Source organism: Cobetia sp. 4B (assembly GCF_018831605.1).
GTDB classification, from domain to species: Bacteria; Pseudomonadota; Gammaproteobacteria; order Pseudomonadales; family Halomonadaceae; genus Cobetia; species Cobetia amphilecti.
Genome location: NZ_CP059843.1, coordinates 1,185,143 through 1,204,014 on the forward strand (window position 1 = coordinate 1,185,143; position 18,872 = coordinate 1,204,014).

At 61.2% G+C, this 18,872-nt stretch carries 11 protein-coding genes and 1 pseudogene; 11 read left to right on the forward strand and 1 reads right to left on the reverse strand.

What is annotated here, in order from left to right:
• Positions 1-459: 459 nt before the first annotated feature.
• Positions 460-2,223, forward strand: a pseudogene (phaC, locus tag H2O77_RS17850) (class I poly(R)-hydroxyalkanoic acid synthase); the annotation flags it as partial.
• A 1,137-nt stretch (positions 2,224-3,360) separates the two neighbouring features.
• Positions 3,361-4,977, forward strand: a complete 1,617-nt coding sequence (locus tag H2O77_RS05045) for a hypothetical protein (protein WP_215824054.1) — start codon at positions 3,361-3,363, stop codon at positions 4,975-4,977.
• A gap of 17 nt (positions 4,978-4,994) precedes the next feature.
• On the opposite strand, the gene H2O77_RS05050 is transcribed toward H2O77_RS05045, so the two are convergent.
• Positions 4,995-5,882: a LysR family transcriptional regulator gene (locus H2O77_RS05050; RefSeq protein ID WP_215824055.1), complete on the reverse strand. Its 888-nt coding sequence runs from the start codon at positions 5,880-5,882 to the stop codon at positions 4,995-4,997.
• A gap of 371 nt (positions 5,883-6,253) precedes the next feature.
• On the opposite strand from H2O77_RS05050, the gene leuC reads away from it, so the two are divergent.
• The 9 genes from leuC (at position 6,254) to H2O77_RS05095 (ending at position 18,833) form a co-directional block, all read left to right on the forward strand.
• Positions 6,254-7,705 (forward strand): 3-isopropylmalate dehydratase large subunit, encoded by a 1,452-nt coding sequence (gene leuC, locus H2O77_RS05055; RefSeq protein WP_043335560.1) that lies wholly within the window; start codon positions 6,254-6,256, stop codon positions 7,703-7,705.
• 11 nt (positions 7,706-7,716) lie between these two features.
• On the forward strand, positions 7,717-8,370 hold the full coding sequence (gene leuD / locus H2O77_RS05060; protein WP_107335256.1) for a 3-isopropylmalate dehydratase small subunit: 654 nt from the start codon (positions 7,717-7,719) through the stop codon (positions 8,368-8,370).
• 145 nt (positions 8,371-8,515) lie between these two features.
• On the forward strand, positions 8,516-9,598 hold the full coding sequence (leuB, locus tag H2O77_RS05065) for a 3-isopropylmalate dehydrogenase (RefSeq protein WP_043335563.1): 1,083 nt from the start codon (positions 8,516-8,518) through the stop codon (positions 9,596-9,598).
• Between the two features lie 218 nt (positions 9,599-9,816).
• Positions 9,817-10,938, forward strand: coding sequence for an aspartate-semialdehyde dehydrogenase (gene asd, locus H2O77_RS05070; protein WP_192838485.1), 1,122 nt, complete (start codon positions 9,817-9,819; stop codon positions 10,936-10,938).
• Between the two features lie 456 nt (positions 10,939-11,394).
• A complete protein-coding gene (locus tag H2O77_RS05075) occupies positions 11,395-14,268 on the forward strand; it encodes a FimV/HubP family polar landmark protein (RefSeq protein ID WP_215824056.1) in 2,874 nt (957 codons plus the stop codon).
• On the forward strand, positions 14,268-15,359 hold the full coding sequence (truA, locus tag H2O77_RS05080; protein WP_215824057.1) for a tRNA pseudouridine(38-40) synthase TruA: 1,092 nt from the start codon (positions 14,268-14,270) through the stop codon (positions 15,357-15,359). The genes H2O77_RS05075 and truA overlap by 1 nt, the downstream gene beginning before the upstream one ends.
• A gap of 22 nt (positions 15,360-15,381) precedes the next feature.
• Positions 15,382-16,014: a phosphoribosylanthranilate isomerase gene (locus H2O77_RS05085; protein ID WP_215824494.1), complete on the forward strand. Its 633-nt coding sequence runs from the start codon at positions 15,382-15,384 to the stop codon at positions 16,012-16,014.
• Positions 16,015-16,318: 304 nt separating this feature from the next.
• Complete coding sequence (accD, locus tag H2O77_RS05090; RefSeq protein ID WP_043336910.1) at positions 16,319-17,338, forward strand: acetyl-CoA carboxylase, carboxyltransferase subunit beta; 1,020 nt, start codon at positions 16,319-16,321, stop codon at positions 17,336-17,338.
• Positions 17,331-18,833, forward strand: coding sequence for a folylpolyglutamate synthase/dihydrofolate synthase family protein (locus H2O77_RS05095; protein ID WP_215824058.1), 1,503 nt, complete (start codon positions 17,331-17,333; stop codon positions 18,831-18,833). Before accD ends, H2O77_RS05095 begins: the two co-directional genes overlap by 8 nt.
• Positions 18,834-18,872: the final 39 nt, after the last annotated feature.

The following is an 18,872-nucleotide window of genomic DNA, read 5'->3' on the forward strand; positions in this document are numbered from 1 at the left end:
TGGGCACGCTGGCGCACAGGCTGTTTTACTCTCGTATTTGCCGCGCGCGAATCCGACGGAAAGCAGACCTGCAGGTGGCAGGATGTTGCAGCTGACAGGGCATCTTAGCTGACAGCGCACTTTGCTTGCCCTGGCATGCTCGCCTGCAGCACCCTGAAATCAGCCGTGAAACGGTCTTCAAAACAGTCTGAAAAGCAGTGTCCGTCGCCAGTGAAGGCGCCCGTCTCACGAGAGACGGCATGGCACTGCTCAGTGGTCAGGAAGGATTCGATTCGATGAAATCGCGCCGCCGGCAGATGTTCGGCAGCCAAGCTTCGATAGCCAATGACGTGATGGTCAATGACAAGGAGGAAGGGCGATATGGACTCAGCCCAGCAGCAGGCGTTCTCGCAGACATTCTCTCAGGCCTTTACCAGTCTGTTCCCCGACGGTGCTGAAGGCACTGAGTGGGCCAGCGTGATGCAGCAGGCCAGCGCCCAGTATCAAGCCTTGATGAGTGACATGCTGGAGCGCCTATGGCCCAGCGCCGCCGCTTCCACCATCTATGACGAGATGGGTCGTTGCTTCCAGGCGGGGGCCGAGGCCCTGGCACGTGATCCGCAACTGTTGATGTCGACCCAGACGCGCCTCTTCCAGGACCAGATGGCCCTGTTGCAGGGCACGTTGCGCGAGCTGAATGGCGAGAGCGTCGAGCCGGTGATCACGCCCGCGCGCTCTGATCGCCGCTTCCGCGATGAGGCCTGGCAGAGCGAGCCCTATTACCACTTCCTCGTGCAGCAATACCTGTTGTTCTCGCGCGCCGTGGACGACATGCTGGCCGGCATTCAAGGCCTGCCGGAGAGCCAGAAGCGCAATCTCGAGTTCTACGCGCGCCAGTACGTCAGCGCCTTCTCGCCCTCCAACTTCGCCTCCACCAACCCGGAAGTGCAGCGCGTGACCCGCGAGACCGGCGGCCAGAACCTGCTCGACGGCCTGAAGCGTCTGCGCGATGACCTGGCCAACTCCGCCGAAGGCATCAATGTCGCGATGACCGACACCGAAGCCTTCCGTCTCGGCGACAACATCGCCGTCACGCCGGGTGACGTGGTCTTCGAGAACGAGCTGATCCAGCTGATCCAGTATCGTCCGGCCACCGAGAAGGCCTTCAGCACACCGTTGCTGGTCGTGCCGCCGTGGATCAACAAGTACTACATTCTCGATCTGCGTCAGGACAATTCGATGATGCGCTGGCTGGTGGAGCAGGGGCATACCGTGTTCCTGATCTCCTGGCGCAATCCGGGGCCCGAGCAGAGTGATCTCACCTGGGCCGATTACATGCAGATGGGGCCGCTGGCCGCGATGGATGCCATCGAGCAGGCCACCGGCGAGAAGCAGGTCAACATCCTGTCCTACTGCATCGGCGGCACGCTGACGGCCAGCACCATGGCCTATCTGGCGGCCGAGAAGCAGTCCGACCGCGTGCGCTCGGTCAGCTACATGGCCACGCTGCAGGACTTCTCCGATCCCGGTGAGATCGGTGTCTTCCTCAACGAGCCGGTGCTGCAGGGCCTCGAGAAGCAGATGGCGCAGGACGGCTATCTGGATGGCCGCGTGATGGCGTTCTCCTTCAATCTGCTGCGCGAGAATGACCTGTTCTGGTCGTTCTACGTCTCCAACTATCTCAAGGGCGAAGCGCCGACCGCGTTCGACCTGCTGTACTGGAACACCGACGGCACCAACCTGCCGGCCGGTACCCATGCCTGGTACTTGCGTCACATGTATCTGGAGAACCGCCTGGTGCAGCCCGGCGGCATCGAGCTGGATGGCGTGCCGATCGATCTCTCCCAGATCGAGACGCCGAGCTACTGGGTCTCCGCGCGCGAGGACCACATCGCCAAGTGGCAGACCACCTACAACGGCACCCAGCTGCCCAAGGCCTCCATCAAGCGCTTCGTGCTCGGCGGCTCTGGTCATATCGCGGGTATCGTCAATCCGCCGCACAAGAACAAGTACGGCTACGCCACCAATGACAGCCTGCCGGCAACGCCGGATGAATGGCTCGAGGGCACCGAGCAGCACGAAGGTTCCTGGTGGAATGACTGGCAGGCATGGATGACCGGCAATGGCTTCGTGGAGCCGGAACCGGAGGTCTCTGCGCGCACGCCGGGTGAGGGCAAGCTCGACGTGATCGAAGCGGCGCCGGGGCGTTATGCGCGCCAGACCATTCCGGAAGTGCTGGGGCAGAGCGTGCCGGAAGAGATCACCAGCGTGGCGGATGCGCAGCTCAAGGCCGTGCGTGATGTGCAGCAGACGGTCGAGAAGAGCGTGAATGAAGCGCTCAAGCAGGTGACGCTGCCGCTGGAAGAGGCCATGACCGCGATGACCGAAGCCGTCACCGGCAAGGCCGCCAATGATGCCGGTGACACGGTGGGCAATAGCTCATCCAGTGCCTCCAGGGCGCAAGGTGCGAGCGCCAGACCTGCCGCTTCCAAGGCCGCATCAGCTGCTGGGTCGCCAGCCGCTGAGTCGGCAGCACCGGCAAGCAAGCCCGCCGCGCGCAAGCGTGCTGCACCCAAGAGCACAGCCTCCAGCAGCACTGCTGCCAAGAGCACAGCTGCCAAGAGCGCAACAACTACCAGCAGCACGGCCAGCGACAGCACTACAAAACAGAGCACGGCAAAACCGAGCGCTGCGAGCACGGCTGCCAGCAGCACCGGTAGCTCAGCGACCAAGACCACCACGGCGAGAAAGACCTCCACGCCGCGCAAGACGGCAGCCAGCAAGACGACCACTGCCAACAAGTCAACGGCGGCCAAGACGACTGCAAGCAAGACGACCGCAAGCAAGGCGACTGCGAGCACGTCAGCCTCTGACAGCAAGCCGTCTGCATCCGGCACCTCGAGCAGCAGCACTTCTTCCACGGCTTCGGGGTCCAGCGCGGCAGGCTCCAGCGCTACGAAGCCCGCGACGACGCGCAAGAGCACTGCCAGCAAGACCACGGCGAGCAAGAGCACCGCCAGTTCGACGGGAAGTGCGAGCACTGCCAAGACGGGTAGCAGCACCGGGGCTTCCAGTCAGGGGGCTACCCGCTCGGGCACTTCAAGCTCTGGTACTTCCACTACCACCGCCAAGAGCGACACCGGCAGCGAAGCGCCCAAGCCGCGCCGTGGCCGTCCCTCCAATGCCAGCAAGGCCGCCGCCGCCAAGGCAGCGGAAGAGGCAAAAAAAGCTAATAAAAATGACGAAGATTAGATTGGTATAAATTAGTGGCTTGATCTAAGATTACAGTCAAGATTCATGGTTTTAAAAGTGGTAGCAGCCTGGCTGATATTAAAGCCAGGCTGTTTTTTTGCCGGATCAATATTTTAATGGAGAGCAAGGATGCTTATATACGTCAATCAGATTGAGATATCAGGTGCAAATCCTCTTGATAGAATACTTGGCACTATAGCTGGCTGGCTAAAAGATGTGACAAAGAAATATTTTTCAGTTGATGATCTAAAAGAAGCAAGAACATTTGATCTCGGTCGTCAAAAAGTTAGAACGTATAACTCTATTAAGTCATCTCCACACCTGTATTCAATTTTATTTTCTAATCCTGACGCTGATGTTTACGGTAGGCAGTGGATTACCGAAATGGGGATTAGAGTTGATGGTGGTTCTGTTACATTTACTATACTTCTAGAGACTAGTGATGTCAGCACTCTGGTTGTGGCTAATACAATACCATCTAGACCAAGGGTTATTAAATACCTCCAAGACAATGGTTTAGTTAGTTCTTCAACTTGTGGATATGTAGTTAAAGAAGTTGGATGTGATAGGAGTTCGCTTATAGCTTTGCTTTCTGAAATAGAGCGTAAGGAAAGAAGCTATCCTCTTGTGCTTGTGAGTAGTGACAATGATGGAAATTATCCAGTTAGACCAGAAAGACTACAAGAATACCTCCTCGGACTTGCACAAGTGGTTATTTGTGGTGAAGATATAGACAGCTGGGAGATGGAAGAGATTCTTGGTAGAAAATACTCAGCTTGGAGTGGAGCTGTAAACATTATATTTCCATCTAAGGGAGGTAGGACTTGTCGGCGTAAGTTGTTTTTGTCTGATGAGCTTAATTCAATTGAAGCTGATGGTAAATTTCTGCCAGGTGAAATTCTCTCTCATGTTACGCATTCATCTAACGGCTACAGAAAGAAGCTTCATTTTAGCCCTTCTGATGTACGTGCAAAAAGGCAAAAAGATCATAGTGAACACCTGAGAGTTAAATATAATGAAATGGGTGAAAATGAAGGTTATAAGGAGTTGCTGGTTGAAGCGTTAGATCAGTTGACTGATTACGAGAGAGAAATGGAAGTTATTAATGATAAGCATGCCGAAGAAGTAGAGGCAAAAGAGTATATGTGTTTGGAGCTTCAGGATGAGTTAAGTCAGCTTGAAGCCGATAATAGATTGAAAGAGCATAAGATCGCTTCCTTAGTGTCGGCTGGGTATGGTAAAGAAGATATTTCTCCTGGTGTCGATATATCCGGCATCAAAGAATTGCTGCTTTCTGCAGGTTATAATCCCAGTCCGGAAGATTGCCTAAAGCTGATTAAAGTTTTAGCTCCATCATCGATCTCTGTTTTAGATAGTGCTTTTCAATCATCTAGGCAGTCTGTTGAATTTAGATATGGCGCAAGATTATTAGGTATGTTGTTTAGATTGTCTGATGAGTTTATTCCAGCGCTCAATGATGGGGGTGATTCAAAAGCGAAAGATGTATTTGGTAGTAATTATTCGGCTAGTGAGTCGCAGTCAGTAAGCAATAACGATGAGTTTAGGATGGCGAGAACATTTAAATATTTAGGAAAAGATGTTTTCATGCGAAGGCATCTAAAAATAGGAAATACTAATAGTGTAGTAGATTCTATAAGAGTTTACTTTCATTGGGATGATGCTAGCTCTAGAATTATAATAGGTTACTGTGGGCCGCATATGGCTACTCCATCAAGGTCTCATTGACTAATAGCTTTGAAGCTTTATTTCCTCGACGCCGCATCCCTTGCCCCTTCCAGCAGTTCGATCATGGCGCTGGCGGCGTTCGAGAGGGTGCGGTTGTTGTGATAGAGGTAGCCGAGCTGGCGTTCGATGGGACGGTGATCGATGGGCAGGATCTCGATCTCGTCATCGATCATGCTTTCCGGCAGGACGCTCCAGCCCAGGCCGATAGCGACCATCATCTTGAGGGTCTCGAGGTAGTTGGTGGACATCGAGACTTCCACCGAGAGGCCGTCACGCGCGAAGGTGTCGATGACGATGCCACGCGTGAAGGTCAGGTGGCCCGGCAACACGGCGTCGTGCTGTGAGAGGGCGGCCAGCGGCAACGCTTTGTGACCTGCCAGCGGGTGATCACGTCCGCATACGAAGCGCATCTCATCCAGCCACACCGGCACCACCGTCAGATTGGGATCACGATGCGGTGCCAGGGTGACGACGGCCAGTTCCAGCTCCCCATCCAGTACGCCCTGATAGGCCTGTTCCGAATCCAGAAAGCGCATGTCCATGCGCACCTCGGGGTGGGCCATGGTGAAGGCCTTGAGCAGCGGCGGCAGCCGGTGCAGGCCCACATGGTGGCTGGTGGCCATCGTCAGGCTGCCTTTTACCTCGCCGGACAGATTGCGCAGCGCACGCCGGGTGTCATCGTGCATCACCAGAATGGCGCGGGCGCGGGGCAGCAGGATATTGCCGGCCTCGGTCAGCGAGACACGCCGTCCGATGCGATCGAACAGCCGTGCGCCATGCAGTTGCTCCAGCTGGGCAATGCGCTTGGAAACGGCCGGCTGGGTGAGGTGCAGCTGCTCGGCGGCAAGCGAGAAGGAGGCGGTTTCGGCGACGGCGACGAAGGCCTGCAGAGAGGGTGTGTCCATGTGGGGCAGCTATCCTGTCATGAGGGCAATCATAGGGACGTTCATAGGGGCGTTCAGGGGAGCCTCAAGCGGGGCGATCGATACCGCCGCAGGCGGATGCACTCCTGATCACGACCTGATGAGCAATGGTATTCCTTTTAGGAATCTAAAGCATGAAAAACATGAATTGCTTTTATTCATTGTCGCCGAGTACTCTTGATGGCACAGGACGCGGCGGCGATGCTGGAGCCTGCAAGCAAGTGGTCACTATCCACGGGCTCGCACGACCGCCCCGCCATCAACACTGGACGACACACCCTCATCAAGGGGCCGTTACGAGCCCCGAGGCAGCAAGCGCGCTCTTACCGTAAGGCGCCACGAGGAGACACGACATGGCTAGCCAGACCCTTTATGACAAGTTGTGGGATCAGCACCTGGTCAAGCAACGCGAAGACGGTACTGCACTCATCTACATCGACCGTCACCTGCTGCACGAAGTCACGTCGCCGCAGGCATTCGAAGGGCTGCGTCTGGCCGGTCGCAAGCCTTGGCGTCTGGATGCCAACCTGGCAACGCCGGACCACAACGTGCCGACGTCTCTCAAGGAGCGTGCTGCGGGTATCGCGGGCATCGAGGACGAGACCTCACGCATTCAGGTGCAGACCCTCGACGACAACTGCAACAGTTTCAACATCGAGCAGTTCACCATCAATGATGCGCGTCAGGGCATCGTGCACGTGGTCGGGCCGGAGCAGGGCGCGACTCTGCCGGGCATGACCGTGGTGTGTGGCGATTCCCACACCGCGACCCACGGTGCCTTCGCGGCACTGGCCCACGGGATCGGCACCTCCGAGGTCGAGCACGTGCTCGCCACCCAGTGCCTGATCCAGCGCAAGATGAAGAACATGCTGGTGCGCGTCGATGGTCGTCTCGGCACTGGCGTCACCGCCAAGGATGTCGTGCTCGCCATCATCGGTGAGATCGGTACCGCCGGCGGTACCGGCTACGCCATCGAATTCGGCGGCTCTGCCATCCAGGACATCTCCATGGAAGGCCGCATGACCATCTGCAACATGGCGATCGAAGCCGGTGCGCGGGTCGGTCTGGTCGGTGTCGATGACATCACCATCGACTATCTCTACGAGCGCCCCTATGCGCCGAACGCCCAGCAGTGGGAAGCGGCCGTCGCCGACTGGCGCAATCTGGTCTCCGATGCGGACGCCGAATTCGACAAGGTCGTGGTGCTCAAGGCCGAGGATATCGCGCCGCAGGTCACCTGGGGCACCAGTCCGGAGCAGGTTACCAGCGTCAATGGCGTGGTGCCGGACCCGGCTGCGGCCAGCGATGACACTGAAGCGCGTGGCATCACCCGTGCGCTCGAGTACATGGGTCTCAGCGCTCAGCAGAAGATCACCGACATCAAGCTGGACCGCGTGTTCATCGGTTCCTGCACCAACTCGCGCATCGAGGATTTGCGTGAAGCGGCGCGCGTGGCCGAAGGTCGCACGGTCGCCAAGAGCCTCAAGCAGGCGATGGTGGTGCCGGGGTCTGGCCTGGTGAAGGCGCAGGCGGAAGCGGAAGGGCTGCACGAGATCTTCCTCGCGGCGGGCTTTGAATGGCGTGAGCCGGGCTGCTCCATGTGTCTGGCGATGAACGCCGACAAGCTGGGCGCCGGTGAGCATTGCGCATCTACCTCCAACCGCAACTTCGAAGGCCGTCAGGGCTTCGGTGGGCGTACGCACCTCGTCAGCCCGGCCATGGCCGCCGCTGCCGCGATTGCGGGTCACTTCGTTGATGTTCGTGACTTTGCCCCCATCCCTACCAACAACACTCAAGTCGCCTGAGGAGGCCCGACATGGAAAAGTTCATTCGCCAGCAGGGCCTCGTGGCACCGCTTGATCGCGCCAACGTCGATACCGACCTGATCATCCCGAAGCAGTTTCTGAAGTCGATCAAGCGTACCGGCTTCGGGCCGAACCTCTTCGATGAGCTGCGCTATCTCGACGAGGGCTATATCGGTCAGGACATCAGCAAGCGTCCGCTGAATCCGGACTTCGTGCTCAACCAGCCGCGCTACGCAGGTGCCAGCGTATTGCTGGCGCGTCGCAACTTCGGTTGCGGTTCCTCGCGTGAACACGCGCCCTGGGCACTGACAGACTTCGGCTTCCGCGTGGTCATCGCGCCGAGCTTCGCCGATATCTTCTACAACAACTCGTTCAAGAACGGTCTGTTGTTGATTACCCTCGACGAGGACACGGTGGACCGTCTGTTCAAGGAAGCCGAGGCGGTGGAAGGGTATCGTCTGGATATCGACCTCGAGGCACAGGCGGTCATCACGCCGTCCGGTGAGTCGATTCCCTTCGAGGTCGACAGCTTCCGCAAGCATTGCCTGATGGAAGGCCTGGACGATATCGGTCTGACCCTCAAGGACCAGGACGCCATCGACAGCTTCGAGAAGCGTCATCGCACCGAGCGTCCGTGGCTGTTCCGCGACGGCAAGACGGCCTGATCTGGCCAGCGTCGCGTCAGTCAGCGCCTGACATCGCAACATATTCGTCATGGCTCGCCGTCCAGAATGGCGGCGAGCCCAGTCTCAGCACCGACGGTGAACCGTCGGTCTCGCCGGAAGACTTCCGGCCCAAGGAGAGTTCCAGATGAGCCGCAATATCCTGATTCTGCCCGGTGATGGCATTGGCCCGGAAATCACCGCCGAAGCCGTGAAGATCCTTGAAGCCGCCCGCAGCGAAGGTCTGGACATCACGCTGAGCGAAGGCAAGGTCGGTGGTGCAGGGTATGACGCGGCCGGTCACCCGCTGCCGGCGGAAACGCTGGAGGCGGCCAAGGCGGCGGACGCCATCCTGCTCGGCGCAGTCGGTGGCCCGCAGTGGGACAAGCTCGAGGACATCTCGCTGCGTCCGGAACGCGGCCTGCTGGGGCTGCGCAAGGAGCTCGAGCTGTTCGCCAATCTGCGTCCGGCGATTCTCTACCCGCAGCTGGCCGAGGCCTCCAGCCTCAAGCCGGAAGTGGTGTCCGGTCTGGACATCATGATCGTGCGTGAGCTGACCGGTGGCATCTACTTCGGTCAGCCGCGCGGCATCGAGACGCGTGATGGCCAGCAGGTCGGGTACAACACCTACGTCTACTCCGAGTCCGAGATCGAGCGCATCGGTCGCACCGCCTTCGAGATGGCGCAGAAGCGCAACAAGAAGCTGTGCAGCGTCGACAAGGCCAACGTGCTGGAAGTCACCATGCTGTGGCGTGACGTGATGGAGCGCATCTCCGCCGACTACCCGGATGTCGAGCTGTCGCACATGTACGTCGACAACGCCGCCATGCAGCTGGTACGTGCCCCCAAGCAGTTCGACGTGGTGGTCACCGGCAACATGTTCGGCGACATCCTGTCGGATGAGGCCGCCATGTTGACCGGCTCCATCGGCATGCTGCCGTCCGCCTCGCTGAATGCGGGTGGTCAGGGCATGTACGAGCCGTGCCACGGCAGCGCGCCGGACATCGCGGGCCAGGGCATCGCCAACCCGCTGGCGACCATTCTGTCGGTGGCCATGATGCTGCGCTACTCGCTCAACGAAGCCGCCTGGGCCGAGCGCATCGAGAAGGCGGTCGGCGTGGTGCTGGATGAAGGTCTGCGCACTGCCGACATCGCTTACGCCGGGACGCGCAAGGTCTCCACCTCCGAGATGGGCGATGCCGTGCTGGCCGCCTTCAAGGCCCAGGCGTAAGGCAAGACCCGCGTGAACGCCGCAAGCCAGCGGCGTTCACGCGACGATCATGGGGGAGCTCGGCGTGCGTCGCCGGGTTCTCATGTCAGGACCTGCGGCTGGAGCGTTGGGCAAGGCTCGCCTCGTGTGAGTTGCCTGTGCTCGCTGCGGGTCATTCCTGTGTCGGGAGTGGTGGTGTCCTCCATGCTCCCGGCCGTGCATGAACAAGGAGAACAAGCATGTTGAAAGTCGGATTTGTCGGTTGGCGTGGCATGGTCGGTTCCGTGCTGATGCAACGCATGCGTGATGACAACGATTTCGCCGGTATCGAGCCGGTATTCTTCTCCACCTCTCAGGTCGGTCAGGCCGGTCCTGACGTGGGCACGCCGGTGCCGGCGCTCAAGGATGCCAATGACATCAATGAGCTGAAGGCGCTGGATGTCATCGTCACCTGTCAGGGCGGCGACTACACCAAGCAGGTGTTCGGTCCGCTGCGCGAAGCCGGCTGGAAGGGCGACTGGATCGATGCGGCCTCCACCCTGCGCATGGACAAGGACGCCGTGCTGGTGCTGGACCCGGTCAACCGTCACGTGATCGACCAGAAGATCGGCGCCGGTGCCAACACCTTCGTCGGCGGCAACTGCACCGTCAGCCTGATGCTGATGGGCCTGGGTGGCCTGTTCGAGGCCGGCATGGTCGAGTGGATGACCTCCATGAGCTACCAGGCGGCGTCCGGCAGCGGTGCGCGCCACATGCGTGAGCTGCTGACCCAGATGGGCCAGCTCAATGGCAGCGTGGCCTCCGAGCTTGCGGACCCGGCCAGCGCCATCCTCGACATCGACCGCAAGGTGACCGCCACCATGCGCGGCGATGACTTCGCGACCCAGCAGTTCGGTGCGCCGCTGGCCGGCTCGCTGCTGCCGTGGATCGATTCCGCGATGGAATCCGGTCAGACCCGCGAGGAGTGGAAGGCCGGTGTCGAGGCCAACAAGATTCTCGACAGCCAGGGCAACCCGATCATGATCGACGGGCTGTGCGTGCGTATCGGTGCGATGCGCTCTCACTCCCAGGCCTTCACCGTCAAGCTCAAGCAGGACGTGCCGCTGGACGAGATCGAAGACCGTCTGGCCAAGCACAATGACTGGGTCAAGGTCGTCGCCAATACCAAGGAAGACAGCCTCAAGCATCTGACGCCGGCCGCTGCGACCGGCACCCTGACCGTACCGGTCGGCCGTCTGCGCAAGCTGGCGATGGGTGGCGAATACCTGTCCGCCTTCAGTGTCGGTGACCAGCTGCTGTGGGGGGCCGCGGAGCCGCTCAAGCGCATGCTGACCATCCTGCGTGAACATCGCGCGGCCTGATCGCACTGTGTAGCAGCATGTCGTCGGGTTCGTTGCGAGCCTGACCTGAAAGCGCCCTCGGCTCTCTGGAGTCGAGGGCGTTTCTCTTTTGCACGTTACGTCATGGAAGATCGGTGATTTCAGGTAAGAGATAGGTCACTGATGTCACGGCGAGTACCAGATATCTCAGTCTTTCCTGCGCATTTTTTGCGATTTTGACTGGCGCTTTTGATGCATGATGGCAGGGAGGTGTTTTTTACGGGTATCGTAAAGGGGATGTCGTCGAGCTGGTCACTCGCGATATGACGCCTCTGCGGCCTTTATCGATCGTGGGCCGTCACTCTATCGTTGAAACTTTTCCCACTTTGCCAATGGCTTCCCGCACTCTTGGGACGGACTCTCTGGTATCTTGTGTAAGTATACGTAACATAATGCGCAGGCCGGGCAATGATTCGGCCGCATACGAAGGGACACTCAATGGGACGCAAGCTTCCTCTCGCACTGGCGGTGTCGTTCGCCGTCTACAGTGCTCAGGCCTTGGCAGTCGGCATGGAATCGCCGCGGTTGCGCTCGAATCTGAATCAGCCACTGGACGCGCGCATCGGCCTCACGGATACCTCGGGCCTCGATGCCAGCCTCATCAAGGCCGGCGTTGCCGATTCTGCCGCCTTTACGCGAGCGGGCGTCGATCGCAGCTATGTCAGCGATGACATCAAGGTTGCCGTCAAGCAGCAGGGTGGGCGCTACTACCTCCAGCTGTCCACCAATGGCGCGGTACGTGAGCCCTATGTGGACCTGCTGCTGGATGTCGAATGGCCCAATGGCAAGCTGCAGCGTCAGGTGACCCTGTTGTTCGATCCGGCGGGCTATTCGAGTCAGCCGTCATTGGTGACACCTGCCGGCGCGCGCTCGCGCCCGCTGGCCACCAACGATTCCTCGCCGACGCGTTCCGTGGTGTTCCGCGACAATGCCCAGCCCAGCCAGGCTGCCTCGCGCAGTGCGTCATCCAGCACACCGCCGTCCAGCATCAAGGTGCGCAACGGTGATTCGCTGTGGACGATCGCGCGTCGCGTGCGTCCGGATGCCAGTGTCAGCATCCGTCAGGCGATGCTGGCGATTCAGGAAGCCAACCCCAGGGCCTTCCCGGGCGGCAACATCAACAAGCTGCGTGCGGGAGTGGTGCTGAGCGTGCCGGACCGCAGCACCATGTTGGGACGTTCGCGTACCGAGGCCGACAAGGAAGTGCGTCAGCAGTATCAGCAGTGGGTCGCGGGCGCGCAGGGCAAGACCGTGCCGGCTCCCGCCAGCAAGAAAACCGCTGCGGCCAGCACATCGAACGAGCCTTCCGCCAGTGCTGCGCCTGCGGCCACGGCCGCACCGAGCGGGCCCGCCAGCGCGGGTGCCGATGGCAAGCCGCGTCTGACGCTGCTGGATGAAGACGGCAGCAAGCCCAAGGCGGCAGCAGCCAGTGGTCAGATCTCCGCGGGTAGTCAGCAGGCGATCGATGAACTGTCCGATCGCCTCGAGTCGCTGGAAGACCAGCTGCTGACCAATCAGCAACGCCTCGATCAGCTGGAGCAGGAGCGTGATGACCTGCGCAGCGAAGTGGCCTCCCTGCGCAACGAAGTCGGCGAGCTGCGAGCGTCGCTGGCAGAGCGTACCGAGCAGCTCGAGACGGCCAAGGTGCTGCTCGCCAAACAGAATCGTCTGCTCGTCAACAGCGGCATCTCGCCGTTGGCGTTGCCGGAAAGCCTGATCGCCGCCGGGGTGGACCTCGGTCAGCCGCGTGACGGTGAGGGCAATCTGGTGTTGCCCAAGCAGCCGTGGCCCCAGGCGACCTGGCAGTGGGTGCAGGACAACCTGGCCATCGTCGGCGGGGCGGCCGGGGCATTGCTGCTTCTGTTGCTGCTGTTGTTGCGTCGCCGCTCCGGTTCCGGGGGGGATGAGAACATGAGCTTTGCCGATGCGGTCCGCGGCAATGAAGAGCCCGACCAGGACAAGCCACGCGTCTTCCCGGATACCTTTGCGGCCTCGACTGCCGCTGCTGCCGCGGGTCACAAGTCATCCGCGTCTGAAGATGTCAACGTGGCGGCGCGCCGGGGTTCCGGTAGCCTCGAGCCGCTCTCTCAGCCGGAAGCGGCTGCGATCAGCGAGGCGGACATCTTCATCGCCTACGGCCGCTTCGATCAGGCCCAGGCCCTGCTGGAAGCCGGTCTGGTGGAAGATCCCGCACGCCAGGACCTGCGCCTCAAGCTGATGGGAGTCCATGGCGAGCTTGGCAACGCCGAAGCCCTGCATCATGAAGGTGAGCAGGTGCTGGCGGCCGGCAATGAGGAAGAGCGTTTCGAGGCTCAGGCGCTGCTGGATCGCTACAGCGTCTCAAGCAGTGCGCTGCGTGCTGTCGCAGGCGGCGGCGCGAGTCAGGTGGGGCGCAAGGTCTCCTATCTGTCAGGAGTGGCAAGCCAGCAGGCGGCAGCGCCTCGCGCGCCGCTTGAAGGTCGCGACAAGACCGATGATGCGGCTCACGGCCCGGCTGATGCATCCGTCACGGGTTCTGGCGCCTCCCTTGATGACCAGGACGATGCTAGCGCGCTGTCTGACAGCGAATCGCATGCCGGTGACGGCGTGAGCGAACCGCTGGTCGAGCATGCTCCCGATCAAGGCGTCGCGTTCGAACCGGGCCTCAAGGGCGAGGACCTCGAGAAGGCGCCCGTGCGTGAGAGCCACTTCAACAGCGACAACGTGATCGATTACCAGGCGCCGGAATTGACGCTGGGAGATGCTGGTCACGCTGATGGTGAGAAGGGCGCTGATACCGAGGCATCCAAGGCGGCGGATAGCGCGCTCAAGGGCGAGTCCGTCGAGTTTACCTCGCTGCGTGAAGAATTGGATGACAACGCCGCGCTCGAGAGCGGTGCCGCGAGCGAGAAGAACGGTGCTGCAAGTGAGAGCAGTGGCGCAAGTGAAGGCAGCGCTGCGAGCCAGAAGCCCTATGAGGTGTCCAGCAAGCCGTCAGCCGCAGTCGATGGCATGGACGAGTTGCCGTCACTGGATAGCATGACGCTGGAAGAGGTGGACGTGCCGCGGCGTGATATCTCGGAATTCGAGGTCGAGGAAGTGGCGTTCGAGTCAGGGGATCAGGATAATGCCTATCCCTCTGTCGAGTCGGCAGGGTTTGGGGCTGGCGCCCAGGATACCGTGGCATTCCAACAGCTCGAGGAAGCCCGTCAGTTGTTGGTGGATGGCGATGATGATCAGGCGGCTGCGCTGCTTGAGCCGCTCGCTACTGCCAGTGATGACATGGTCCGTGAAGAGGCGCTGGCGTTGATGGAGCGCTTTGGTCTGACCTGATGCCCTTTTTTACACCGTTGGATGATAACGAGAAACGCCCGGGGCGCATTGCTCTGGGCGTTGAATATGATGGCACCCGCTATTGTGGCTGGCAGCGTCTGAGCCACGCCCCCTCCGTGCAGGAAGCGCTCGAGAAGGCCTTGTCCAAGGTCGCCTCCACGCCGATTACCGTGCATTGCAGTGGCCGCACCGATTCCGGTGTGCATGCCATGCGTCAGGTCGTGCATTTCGATACCCCCGTGGGCCGCAGTCGCAAGGCCTGGCGCATGGGCGGTAACGTCAACCTTCCCCCCGATATCGGGATTCATTGGGCCGTGCCGGTGCCCGATGATTTCCATGCGCGTTTCAGCGCCATCGCCCGCCGCTATCGCTACATGATCATCAACCAGCCGTTTCGGCCGGTAATGGAGCGCAACAATGTCACCTGGTGTCGTGAGCCGCTCAATGTCGCCGACATGCAGGCCGCGGCGGCGCATCTGGTGGGCGAGCTGGATTTCTCGGCGTTCCGCGCCGCAGGCTGTCAGTCGCGCTCGCCGCGCCGCCACGTGCACTTCATTGAAGTCAGTCGCCATGGCCATATCGTCATGATCGATATCCAGGCCAATGCCTTCCTGCATCACATGGTGCGCAATATCGCGGGCACCTTGATGGCCATCGGGCGTGGCGAGAAGCCTGTCGAGTGGATCGTCGAGCTGATGCGCGGAGGAGATCGCACACGCTCGAGCGCGACGGCAGCGGCGACAGGGCTTCACTTCGTCGATGTCATCTATCCGCCGCGCTATGCGCTGCCCAAGGAACCCCTGGGCCCTGGTCTGGTCGCACATCTTGGCGAGTGGACGGGCGAGCGCCCGTTGCCGGACTGCCCGATGGTGCGCTCACGCATGGCGCGTGCCGAGGCCGAGGGTGCCGAAGAGGCGCGCGCGGCGGGCAAGCTCAGTGAGCAGGAGGCCATCCGGCTGGCCAATGTAGCCCGTGAGGCCGAGCGCCTCAGCCGTGAGCATGAACAAGCGATTCCTGCGGCAGGCGTTCCTGCGGCAGGCGCCGAGGATGACACGCTGACGGCTGCCACCCAGAATGAATCCTCACGTTGAACGGAGTGATCCCATGACCGAGATGAGCGCTCGAGTGAGCCAGCGTACCCGGATCAAGATCTGTGGCTTGACGCGAGAGCAGGATATCTGCGATGCCGTGGCAGCAGGTGCCGATGCGCTGGGCTTCGTGCTGTGGCCGGGCAGCAAGCGTGCGGTGGATGTGGCGCGGCTGGCCGAGCTTGCCGCGTGCGTGCCGGCCTTCGTGACGCGGGTCGGCCTGTTCGTGGATGCCAGCGCCGAAGAGATTGCCGCTGCGGCGCCACATCTCGATCTGCTCCAGTTGCATGGCAATGAGACGCCAGAGCAGTGTCGGGCGGCTGGGCGGCCCTATATCAAGGCGTTGCGCATGCGTGACGGGATCGATCTTGAGGCAGAGGCGGCGCGCTACCATGACGCGCGTGGCCTTTTGCTGGATGCCTATCGTCCCGGCGTGCCCGGTGGCACCGGCGAGACCTTCGACTGGTCGCGCATCCCGGCCGATCTTCCGCTGCCGGTCATCCTGGCTGGGGGTCTCGAGTCAGGCAATGTCGCCGCAGCGGTAGCGCAGGTCGCCCCTTACGCGGTCGATGTCTCCGGTGGTGTGGAAGCCGCGCCCGGCGAGAAGAGTGCCGAGCGCATGCAGGCATTCTGTCAGGCAGTCCGCCATCAGCGCTGATTTGCCGGCAAGCGTTGTGGCCCTTGCACTGCTTTCGTCCCAAGCGGCGAGGGCCGCAACGCTCAATTGGCATCTCGCACTACCCGCAAGGGGGGCGAAGCCGCTACAATGACCCCCAGAATTCGGAAAAGTGGCCGTACGACCAATGGGTTGCACGGTCTTTTCCATTGGCACTGCCCTGTGATGGTAGCTGCCCGCCATATTGCCGGGGGCGTGAACGCCCTGGAATATGTGCCAACTCGCATGGCCGCCGACAGTCGTCGAGCGGTGCCCAGAACAGCAGCAAAACGGAAGCCTCCCCACCATGAGCTGGCTTGACAAGATTGTGCCGTCAATGAGCCGTATCCAACGCAAGGATCGGCGTACCTCCATTCCTGACGGCCTGTGGCGTAAATGCCCCAAGTGCGAAGCAGTCCTGTACCTTCCGGAGCTGACCAAGCACGACAACGTCTGCCCGAAGTGTGACCACCACCTGCGTCTCACTGCGCGTGCGCGTCTGTCCTGGTTCCTCGACAGCGAAGGCCGCGAGGAAATCGCGGCAGATCTCGAGCCGGTCGATCGCCTCAAGTTCCGCGACTCCAAGAAGTACAAGGATCGCCTGAGCGCTGCCCAGAAGCAGACCTCCGAGAAGGACGCGCTGGTTGCCATGCGCGGTGCTCTTTCCGGTCAGCCGGTCGTTGCCGTGGCCTTCGAGTTCAGCTTCATGGGTGGCTCCATGGGTGCCATCGTCGGCGAGAAGTTCGTGCGTGCAGCAGAGCTTGCGCTGGCCGAGAACATCCCGCTGGTCTGCTTCGCCGCCTCCGGTGGTGCTCGCATGCAGGAAGCCTTGTTCTCCCTGATGCAGATGGCCAAGACCTCCGCGGCGCTGGAAAAGCTCAAGCAGGCTGGCGTGCCGTACATCAGCGTGCTGACCGATCCGGTCTTCGGTGGCGTCTCTGCGTCGCTGGCGATGCTGGGTGACCTGAATGTCGCCGAGCCGAACGCCCTGATCGGCTTTGCCGGTCCGCGTGTCATCGAGCAGACCGTGCGTGAGAAGCTGCCGGAAGGCTTCCAGCGCTCCGAGTTCCTGCTCGAGCATGGTGCCGTCGACATGATCATCCACCGCCGTGAGATGCGTGAGCGCCTGTCCAGCATCCTGCTCAAGCTGCAGGGCATGCCGGTCAACGCCGCCAACCTGCCGGTCGCGGATGCGGTCGTCGAAGAAGAATCCGTCGAGGCGGATGCGACTGTCGAAGCACCGGCCGAGCCGCGCTCCGCCGTGGACAGCGTGCTCGACGAGACCTTCACCAGCGAGAAGCCGCAAGGCGAACGTCGCGATGGCTGAGCAGGGCTCCGCCCCGGCAAGCTGCAGCACCGATGAGGTGCTGCAGTCTTCCTCACTCCCTCCGCTGGATGCCGCTTCGTGGCAGCTTTCCCCCCTGCATGATGCCGTGCCGCGTGGCCTCTCGCTGGATGAGTGGCTGACGCGTCTCGAGCATCAGCACCCCGTCAGTATCGATATGGGCCTTGCCCGAGTGCTGTGTGTAGCCAGGCGTCTCGGTCTGGTCGGGGCAGGCGCGCGTCGGCTCGGTGGCCGCATCATTACCGTGGCCGGCACCAACGGCAAGGGATCGACGGTTGCCATGCTCGAGGCGCTGGGGCGTGCCCACGGGCTGAGCACCGCCACCTACACCTCTCCGCACCTGCTGCATTACAACGAGCGTCTGAGCTTCAATGGCCACGACGTCAGTGATGCGGCATTGGTCACGGCCTTCGAGCAGGTAGATTCCGCGCGCCACTCCGGGCTGTCGGCCAGTGGTGAGCCGGTGGATGACGAGGGCGTGATCAGCCTGACCTACTTCGAGGTCGGCACGCTGGCCGGGCTATGGCTGATCGCTCAGCAGCAACCGCAGCTCGCGATTCTGGAAGTCGGCCTGGGCGGGCGTCTGGACGCCGTCAACATCATCGATTGTGATGTCGCGATGATCATCACGGTCGCGCAGGATCATGCCGCGTTTCTTGGCACCGACCTCGAGAACATCGGTTTCGAGAAGGCCGGGATTCTGCGCGCCGGCAAGCCGGCCGTGTTCGGCTCGGATGTGCTGCCGTCCAGTTGCGCGGCGCATGCTCGCACGCTGGGTGTCACGCCGCAGGTGCTGTGGCAGGACTTTCGCTGGCAGGCCGCGGCTGAATTTGTAAATGGCAGTGTGGATGGCAGCACGGACCATTCGGCTACCTCGCAATGGCAATGGCAGCGCCTGTCGGCACCGGCGCTGACGTTCGATGCGCTGCCAGACCCGGGCTTGCCGCGCGACAATGCAGCCAGTGCGCTGAATGCGCTGGTCGAGGCCGGTATCGAGCTCAATGCCGAATGCGTGCAGCAGGCCATGGCGAGCGTCAAGCTCAAGGGGCGCATGCAGTGGCTGAGTCGTCACGGGCGTGACTGGTGTCTGGATGTCGGCCATAACCCGCATGCCGCGGGTTATCTGGCCAGTCGTCTTGCCGCTCATGACCTGCGTTGCGCGCGGGATCCTGCCACTCGGCCGCGGCGGGCGTTGCTCGCCATGCTGGGCGACAAGGATGCCGCTGGCGTGATTCAGGCGCTGTCACCGGTGGTGGACGGCTTCGTCGTCGCCACCCTGGATGGCGAGCGTAGCCGCCAGGCCAGTGAGCTTGCCGCCGTGGTCCGCCACTGTGGTGGTGAGGTGCTGGCAGAGTGCGAGACGGTCACCGCTGCAGCCGAATGGTTGGCACGCGAGACGAGCGCTGGAGAAGTATTGGTCTGTGGTTCCTTCTTCACGGTCGGTGAAGCATTGATGTGGCTCGGCGCCCAGGCCTGATGCAGGCCGGCGGCGGGTCCGGGATTTCGGGTGCAAGGG

What these genes read in the sequence shown, in the direction of transcription:
- leuC (WP_043335560.1), top strand. Translation starts at nt 6,254, where the DNA reads ATGGCTAGCCAGACCCTTTATGACAAGTTGTGGGATCAGCACCTGGTC.
- H2O77_RS05045 (WP_215824054.1), top strand. Translation starts at nt 3,361, where the DNA reads ATGCTTATATACGTCAATCAGATTGAGATATCAGGTGCAAATCCTCTT.
- leuB (WP_043335563.1), top strand. Translation starts at nt 8,516, where the DNA reads ATGAGCCGCAATATCCTGATTCTGCCCGGTGATGGCATTGGCCCGGAA.
- asd (WP_192838485.1), top strand. Translation starts at nt 9,817, where the DNA reads ATGTTGAAAGTCGGATTTGTCGGTTGGCGTGGCATGGTCGGTTCCGTG.
- truA (WP_215824057.1), top strand. Translation starts at nt 14,268, where the DNA reads ATGCCCTTTTTTACACCGTTGGATGATAACGAGAAACGCCCGGGGCGC.
- accD (WP_043336910.1), top strand. Translation starts at nt 16,319, where the DNA reads ATGAGCTGGCTTGACAAGATTGTGCCGTCAATGAGCCGTATCCAACGC.
- leuD (WP_107335256.1), top strand. Translation starts at nt 7,717, where the DNA reads ATGGAAAAGTTCATTCGCCAGCAGGGCCTCGTGGCACCGCTTGATCGC.
- H2O77_RS05085 (WP_215824494.1), top strand. Translation starts at nt 15,382, where the DNA reads ATGAGCGCTCGAGTGAGCCAGCGTACCCGGATCAAGATCTGTGGCTTG.
- H2O77_RS05095 (WP_215824058.1), top strand. Translation starts at nt 17,331, where the DNA reads ATGGCTGAGCAGGGCTCCGCCCCGGCAAGCTGCAGCACCGATGAGGTG.
- H2O77_RS05075 (WP_215824056.1), top strand. Translation starts at nt 11,395, where the DNA reads ATGGGACGCAAGCTTCCTCTCGCACTGGCGGTGTCGTTCGCCGTCTAC.
- H2O77_RS05050 (WP_215824055.1), bottom strand. Translation starts at nt 5,882, where the DNA reads ATGGACACACCCTCTCTGCAGGCCTTCGTCGCCGTCGCCGAAACCGCC.